The sequence below is a fragment of the Streptomyces sp. genome, assembly GCF_031178505.1.
In the GTDB taxonomy this organism is placed as follows: Bacteria; Actinomycetota; Actinomycetes; order Streptomycetales; family Streptomycetaceae; genus Streptomyces; species Streptomyces gulbargensis.
Map to the genome: position 1 here is coordinate 1 of NZ_JAPSIW010000325.1, position 7,321 is coordinate 7,321.

Here is a 7,321-nt window from a genome sequence, read left to right on the forward strand (position 1 = left end):
GGGTGGCCATGACGTGGCGGGTCGCGTCGGTGATCCACCGTGAGGAGGCCAGACCGGCGCCCGGCCCCCAGTAGGTGAACAGGGGGAAGGTGCCGAGCTTTTCGGTGAGTTCGTCGTGCAGGGCCGCGGGGCGGGTGTAGCAGTCGGGTTCCTTGCGGCCGTCGGCGTAGTAGACCGGGCGCGGGGTGACGGTCCAGTCGGTGCCCGCGCCCATCGCGTACCACCAGCAGATGTTGGCGACGGTGTAGCCGGGACGGGCGCGGCGGGCGGCGTCCCACACGCGGTCGCCCTCGATCAGTTCGTGGCTCTGCCGCCACAGCAGGACCTCGCCGAGGTCGCGGAAGTACCAGCCGTTGCCGACGATGCCGTGCTCGGCGGGCAGGGTGCCGGTCAGGAACGTGGCCTGCGCCGAGCAGGTGACGGCGGGCAGCACGGTGTCGAGCGCGGCCCGGCCGCCCCGTGCGGCGAGTGCGGACAGCTGGGGCATGTGGGCGAGCAGCCTCGGAGTGAGGCCGACGACGTCGAGGACGAGCAGGGGGGTCGGTCCGCCGGGTCGGGTCATGGCAGTTCCTTCAGTCCGAGGTCGGTCAGCAGGTCGCGGGCGGTCCCCAGTTCGGCGGCGATGCCGTCGGCGAGCTGGTCCGCGTCGCGCGGACGCAGCCGGGGCGGCAGCGCCTGCCAGGTGTAGGTCTCCACCTCCAGGTGCCGCGTCAGCGGTTGTGCGCCGCCGACCAGGGCGGTCAGTGCCTCCCCCAGGACACCGAGGGTGGCGGTCAGCGGGGCCGGGGGCGCCGCGTGCAGGGGCATGTGGAAGTGGGCGCGCCACGGCGCCGTACCCGGCAGGGCGTCGCCGGTGAGGGCCTCGCCGAGGTCGTCGGTGCCGTGCAGACCGTTGACGGTCTCGCTGCGGGTCTGGTGCAGGAAACGGGGCTCGGCGAAGGCCGCCAGGGCCTCGCGGACCTCGGGACGCGAGGGGTGCTCGGCGTGCAGGGCCGCGGACAGCTGAGCCTTGACGACCGGTATCCGGGCCCTGGAGAGAGCGCCGACGGCCGCCCGGGGGTCCTCGAAGGAGGTGGCGAGGTGGCAGGTGTCGACGCAGACGCCGACGCGCTCGTGGGCGATCGCGGTGAGCGGGGCGATGGCGTCCCGCGTGGTCTCCACGACGCAGCCGGGCTCCGGTTCCAGGGCGACGCGGACCGAGCGGCCGGTGGCTTCGGCGAGGTCGTCGAGGCGGCCGGCGAGTTCGGTCAGCGCCGCGTGGGCGCGGACGGCGTTCGCGGCGTCGTAGTCGGTGCGCCAGGCCAGCGGAAGCGTGGAGATGCTGCCCTCGGCCGCGTCGTCGGGCAGGAGGCCGGTCAGTACTCGCGCCAGCGCCAGGGTGTAGGCCGCCCGGTCGGGATGCGCCCAGTCCGGCGCGTAGACCCGGTACTTGACCCGCTCGGCGCCGAAGCCCCGGTAGGGGAAGCCGTTGAGGGTGACGACCTCCAGCCCGCGCCGGTCGAGTTCGGTGCGCAGGCGGCGCACCTCCCGCGGGTCGGCGTCGAGGGCGTGCGCCGCGTCCGCGGCGAGCCACAGGCCGATGCCCAGCCGGTCCACGCCCAGGCGGCGGCGGACCGGTTCGCAGTGGGCGCCGAGCTGGGCGAGGACCCCGTCCAGGGTTTCGGCCGGATGGACGTTGGTGCAGTAGGCGAGGTGGACGACGCTGCCGTCCGGGTGGCGGAAGCGCACCGCTCACACCTCGGCCGGGGCGCCGCGCAGGATGGAGTTGCCCGCGTGGGTGGGGCCCGCGGCGGGCGGTTCCAGGCGCAGGCGGCCGCTGAGGGAGTAGAAGGCCACGGGGTTGCGCCACAGCACGAGGTCCACGTCGTCCGCGTCGAACCCGGCCGCCAGCATGGCGTCGCCGACCCTGCGGGTCTTCAGGGGGTCGCTCCTTCCCCAGTCGGCGGCGGAGTTGACCAGGACCCGTTCGGTGCCGAACTCCCGCAGCACCGCGACCATGCGCTCCTCGTCCATCTTGGTGTCCGGGTAGACCGAGAAGCCGAGCCAGCAGCCGCTGTCCTTCGCCTCGGCGACGGTGGTCTCGTTCAGGTGGTCGACCAGGACCCGGTCGGTGCCGAGCGCGGAGGCCCGTACGGCGTCGAGGGTGCGGCGCAGTCCGGTGAGCTTGTCGCGGTGCGGGGTGTGCACCAGGGCCGGCAGCCCGTGGTCGGCGGCGAGTTGCAACTGGTGTTCCAGGGCGGCGTCCTCGGCCGCCGTCATCGCGTCGTAACCGATCTCTCCGACCGCGACCACCTGGTCCTTGACCAGGAAGCGCGGCAGGTCCTCCAGGACGGGGGCGCAGCGCGGGTCGTTGGCCTCCTTCGGGTTGAGGGCGATGGTGCAGTGGTGCGTGATGCCGTGCTGGGCGGCGCGGAAGGGCTCCCAGCCGAGCAGCGCGTCGAAGTAGTCGTGGAACGAGGCCGGCGAGGTCCGGGGCTGGCCCAGCCAGAAGGCGGGTTCGACGACCGCCCGGACGCCGGCCGCGTGCATCGCCTCGTAGTCGTCGGTGGTGCGGGAGGTCATGTGGATGTGCGGGTCGAAGATGCGCATGTACGGCTGCTCCTCGGTGACGTCAGTGCCCGGTCAGCGCGAGCACGTGGTGGAGGTCGTCGGGGACCGGACGACCGGCGGCGGTGCGCTCGGCGGCGTAGTCGCGCAGCATCCGGGCCAGTTCGCCGTCGCCGTCGGCACGGTCCGCGAGGCGGGCGATCGTGGTCACGGGCACGCCGGTGAACAGGCACTTGAGCACGGCGTGCCGCCAGGCGTGCGGCGCCAGGTGCCGGGCCGCGTACGGGCCGAGGGCGGCCGCCACCAGGGTGGTGTCGTTGGCGCGCAGCGCGTCCTCGACCAGCGGCAGGCCGTCGGCGGGGTCGGGGTCCAGGGTGTCCAGCGCCAGCAGGACGGCCCGGCGTTCGGCGGCCGTGCCCTGGTGGTAGAGGCGGGCGGTCTCGGCGGCCTCCGGACGGGCGGCGCACAGCAGCCGCACCCGGGGTGTGTCGGACGGCCCGCACCTGCGGCCCGCCTCGGCGAACCTCAGCTGCCAGCCGGGCGCCCGGCCGGCGGCTTCGGCCAGGGCGGCGTCGAGCCAGCGCTGTGCCTCGGCGTCCGATGCCGCGAGCGGGGGACGCGGCCCGTCGTCCGGTCCGGCGCCCGGCGTGGTGGGTGCGGTGGTCATCTCGTCCCTCCGTTGCGCAGGAAGCCGAGGGACCGGGCCGCGAGGGCGGGCCCGGCGTGGGAGTGGCGGGGCAGCTCGACGACGGTCAGCCCCCGGTAGCCGGTGTCGGCCAGGGCCCGCAGCACGGGCGGGAAGTCGATCTCGCCCTCGCCGAACGGCAGGTGCTCGTGGACGCCGCGGCGCATGTCCTCGATCTGCACGTGCCTAAGCCAGGGCCCGGCCTCGCGCACGCAGTCCGCCACGGGCGCCGGCTCCAGGCACTGGCAGTGACCGATGTCGAGGGTCAGACCGAGCGGCGCGGGGTGGCCGAGGCCGCGGGCCAGCCGGTGGAAGTCGGCGAGGGTGGCCAGCAGGTGACCGGGCTCGGGCTCGACCGCGAGCGGTACACCGGCCTCCTCGGCCGCCTCCAGGACCGGGGCCAGGGCCTCGCCCAGGCGTACGAAACCCTCGGCCTCGCCGAGCCCGGCGGGAAGGGCGCCGCTGAAGCAGTGCACGGCGTGCGCGCCCAGCTCGGCCGCGATCCGTACCGCGCGGATCAGCAGCCGGATGCGGGCCCAGCGGTCGTCCGGGTCGTCCTCCAGCAGGCTCGGGCCGTGTTTGCGGCGCGGGTCGAGGACGTAGCGGGCACCGGTCTCCACGGTGACGCCGAGCCCGAGGCGGGCGAGTTGGCGTGCGGTGCGGGTGGTGCGGGTGAAGACGTCGGGGGCGAGGGGGTCGAGGTGCATGTGGTCGAGCGTCAGGCCGACGCCGTCGTAGCCGAGGTCGGCCAGCAGGGCGAGGGCGTCCTCCAGGCGCAGGTCGGTCAGGCCGTTGGTGCCGTATCCCAGGCGCAGCCCGTTCACGTGGGGCTCACCGTCCGGGCCAGGCGCGCGGCGAGGGGCGCGAGCGCGGCGGTCAGCAGCCCGGTGCCCGGCTGTCCGGCCCTCGCCGCCAGGCCGCCCTGCAACGCGATCATGCCGCGGATGCCCGCGCCCACGGCCCGCTGGGTGAGTACCGGCGACGGATGGAGCACGGCGTGCGCGAGCGGCGGTGCGACGGTGCCCGCGTAGCCCGCGGCGAGGGCCGCCCGGGCGGCGCCGGGAACGGCACGCACCGGACCGTCGTGGGCGCCCCGCCGGCCCACGACGGCGGCGGTCACCGCGGCCGTCACCCCCAGCGCCGCCAGCGGAGCGGTGCTGGACCCGCCCTCGGTCTCGCGGCGGGAGACCAGGGTGACGGCACCCGTGTGCAGGCCCAGTACGGCGGCCGGCACCAGGGCGCGGCGTACCGGGCCCCCGGTGGCGGCGGCCCCCAGCAGGACGTCCAGCCCGCGGGCCGCCGCCATCGCCGCCGGACCGGCCGCCGTGTGCTTGAGCCGCAGGTCGTAGGCCCACACGGTGGCTGCGAGCGGCAGGGCGACCGCCAGCGCCGGCCGCCGCGCGCGGGCGGCCATGGCGAGTCCGCCGGCGGTCAGCGCGCCGGCCGCCGCGAGCGCGGCGCCCGGCCGGATGCGGCCTGAGGGCAGCGGCCGGTGCGGGCGGACCACCGCGTCCTCCTCCCGGTCGGCCCAGTCGTTGAGGGTCATGCCCGCCTCGTACAGGCACAGTGAGGCGCCCACCGCCCAGGCGGTGCGCCGTCCCGGCGCCGCTCCGGTGGCCGCGGCCCCCGCGAGCGCGTCACCGGGCACCGTGAACAGGGCGGGCAGCCGCAGCAGTTCCGCCCAGGCCCGCGCCGTCCCGCCCGTGGGGCCGACGGCGGTCACCGGGACTCCCCGAGGCGTTCGGCGAACGCGAGCAGAGCCGTGTACTGGTCGGCCAGGCAGGCGCCGTCGCCGTCGCCGTCCTTGAAGTAGAAGCCGAGTTCGGGCCGGGGACCGGACAGGCCGCGCTCGTGGGCGCGCGCCAGCAGCCGGGCCAGGTCCAGCACCAGCGGGGCGGCCAGGGCCGAGTCGCAGCCCTGCCAGATCGTCTGGAGCACCATGCGGGTGCCGAGGAACCCTTCGAAGGCCACGTGGTCCCACGCGGTCTTCCAGTCCCCGAGCGCCGGTACGTCGTCGATGTGCACCTGCCCCTGCGGCATCCGCCCGAGGCTGTCGGCGAGCACCCGTTCCTTGCCGGTGTTCTTCGCCGCCGCGGCTCCCGGGTCGGTGAGCGCGGCTCCGTCGCCGCCGCCCAGCAGGTTGGTGCCCGACCAGGCCCGGACCGAGAGGGCCCGGCGGGCGAACATCGGGGCGAGCACGGCCCTGAGCAGGGTCTGACCGGTCTTGCCGTCACGGCCGGCGTACGGCAGGCCCGAGGCCAGGGCGGCGGCCTCCAGCTGCGGGTGGCGCATCCCGGCCGAGGGGGTGAAGTTCACGTAGGCACAGCCGGCGCGCAGGGCCGCCGCCGCGTACAGGGAGCTGGCCGGCCAGTCCCCCCGCTGCGGCGCGGGTTCGGTGGAGGCGACGTTCACGACGACGGCGCGGGCGCAGCCCGTGGCGCGTACGAAGGCGCGTATGTCGGTGGCGAAGGCGCCGATCAGGTCCTCGGTGCCGCGTTCGTCACCGGGCAGCGGGCCGCCGGTGCGGATGTGGCCGTCGGTCGCTTCCAGTTCGCCCTGTACGGCGGCCGGCAGCCAGTGCGGCAGGACGCCCTGGGCGGCCAGCTCCTCGGCGCGCTTGGGCAGCGGCGTGCTCGAGGTGTCGTGGCCGCCGAAGACCAGGGACGGCAGCGGCGGCAGGCCGGCGGCTTCGAAGGCGGCGGTCGCGGTGACCATTCCGGTGGGCGGCAGGAGTCCCGCCGCCACGGCCGCGCAGCCGGCGACCGCCGTGGTGGCGACCGATCCTCGGGCACCGACCAGCCACACCCCGGTCCGCGTCCCGGTGGCGGGGGTCTTCGCGTGGGATGACACGGGCAGCCTCCATGTGCGTACGACGTCTGACCTGGCAAGCGGATCTCCGGCCAGAATGCCGATCCGGTGTGTGCGCGGGCCGCGCGCTCCGGCGGCCGTCGACCGGCCGCCGAGCCGTTCACCAACGGACCGCGAAGCGGCCGCGGGCGAATTCCGTCTTCCGGTGCCGGAGCGGTGGAACGCCGCTCTGTACCCGCCGTTCTCCCGTCCTGCCACCGCCTCCACCGGCCTTCGACCGCGTCTCCAGGGGTCGACAAGCCTTTTCCATACGGTTGTAGTCCGGGTCCCTTCCGGCGGTTGGGACGAATTGTTGTGTTCCTGCAGGGAGGAATCTCATGCCCGAAATGCCGCCCCCGCACGTCGTCCGGGAAGCAGAGGAGGCCCGTGCGGATCTGCAGCGCCGCAGCCGCGAGATGGCGCCCCCTCCGTTCGCGCTGCTGGAGCTGGTGATGGGCTCGATGGTCACGCAGGCGATCCACGTCGCCGCGCGGCTGGACATCGCCGGGGTGCTGGGAGCCGGTCCGCTCGGGTCCGAGGAGATCGCGCGGCGGGTCGAGGCGGACCCTGGGGCCGTGGACCGGCTCCTGCGGCTGCTGGCCTCGCACCAGATCTTCGAGGCCCGGGAGGACGGCTTGTACCAGCTGACGCCGATGGCCGACGCCCTGCGCGCCGACCATCCGATGACGATGCGGGACATAGCCCTGTTGATGGGCCACCCCACGCACTGGGAGGACTGGGGCCGGCTGCTGTACTCCGTGACCACCGGCGAACCGGGAATGCCCAAGTACCGCGGCATGGGCGCCTTCGAGTACCTGGTGCACGACGCCGAGTACGGCGAGGTGTTCATGAAGGGCATGGGCAACATGTCCGACACGGAGACCGAACCGGTCCTCGCCGCCTACGACTTCTCGGGCTTCGGAACCGTGGTCGACTTCTGCGGCGGCCGCGGCGGACTGCTCGCCGGCATCCTGCGGCAGGCCCCCGCGGCGCGCGGCATCCTCTCCGACCCGCGGGTGGAGGGCAACGGCGCGTCGGACCACCTCGCCGCGCAGGGCGTCGCCGACCGCTGCACCACGCACGCCGGCGGCCTCTTCGACCCGGTCGTGCGGGGCGGTGACGCGTACGTCCTCAAGCACATCGTGCACGACTGGCCCGAGGAGCAGGCGCTGCAGATCCTGCGCAACGTGCGCGAGGCCCTCGCGCCGGGCGGCAAGCTGCTGCTGATCGAGATGGTGCTGC

At 75.0% G+C, this 7,321-nt stretch carries 8 protein-coding genes; 1 reads left to right on the forward strand and 7 read right to left on the reverse strand.

Annotated features, from left to right (window positions below):
* The 7 genes from RIF68_RS20680 to RIF68_RS20710 form a co-directional block, all read right to left on the reverse strand.
* A partial coding sequence (locus tag RIF68_RS20680) for an alkaline phosphatase family protein (RefSeq protein ID WP_309052774.1) occupies nucleotides 1-562 on the reverse strand: 562 nt, incomplete at its 3' end.
* Nucleotides 559-1,728: a metabolite traffic protein EboE gene (gene eboE / locus RIF68_RS20685; protein WP_309052775.1), complete on the reverse strand. Its 1,170-nt coding sequence runs from the start codon at nucleotides 1,726-1,728 to the stop codon at nucleotides 559-561. The genes RIF68_RS20680 and eboE, both read right to left, overlap by 4 nt.
* A 3-nt stretch (nucleotides 1,729-1,731) precedes the next feature.
* Nucleotides 1,732-2,589, reverse strand: coding sequence for a TatD family hydrolase (locus tag RIF68_RS20690; RefSeq protein WP_164285833.1), 858 nt, complete (start codon nucleotides 2,587-2,589; stop codon nucleotides 1,732-1,734).
* A gap of 22 nt (nucleotides 2,590-2,611) precedes the next feature.
* On the reverse strand, nucleotides 2,612-3,214 hold the full coding sequence (locus RIF68_RS20695) for an EboA domain-containing protein (RefSeq protein WP_309052776.1): 603 nt from the start codon (nucleotides 3,212-3,214) through the stop codon (nucleotides 2,612-2,614).
* On the reverse strand, nucleotides 3,211-4,056 hold the full coding sequence (locus tag RIF68_RS20700) for a sugar phosphate isomerase/epimerase (protein ID WP_164288372.1): 846 nt from the start codon (nucleotides 4,054-4,056) through the stop codon (nucleotides 3,211-3,213). Before RIF68_RS20700 ends, RIF68_RS20695 begins: the two co-directional genes overlap by 4 nt.
* Nucleotides 4,053-4,955, reverse strand: a complete 903-nt coding sequence (locus tag RIF68_RS20705) for an SCO3242 family prenyltransferase (protein WP_309052777.1) — start codon at nucleotides 4,953-4,955, stop codon at nucleotides 4,053-4,055. Before RIF68_RS20705 ends, RIF68_RS20700 begins: the two co-directional genes overlap by 4 nt.
* Entirely contained in the window at nucleotides 4,952-6,082 is a 1,131-nt protein-coding gene (locus RIF68_RS20710) for an inositol-3-phosphate synthase (protein WP_164285786.1), read from the reverse strand. Before RIF68_RS20710 ends, RIF68_RS20705 begins: the two co-directional genes overlap by 4 nt.
* 335 nt (nucleotides 6,083-6,417) lie before the next feature.
* On the opposite strand from RIF68_RS20710, the gene RIF68_RS20715 reads away from it, so the two are divergent.
* On the forward strand, nucleotides 6,418-7,321 hold a 904-nt coding region (locus RIF68_RS20715), incomplete at its 3' end, for a methyltransferase (protein WP_309052778.1).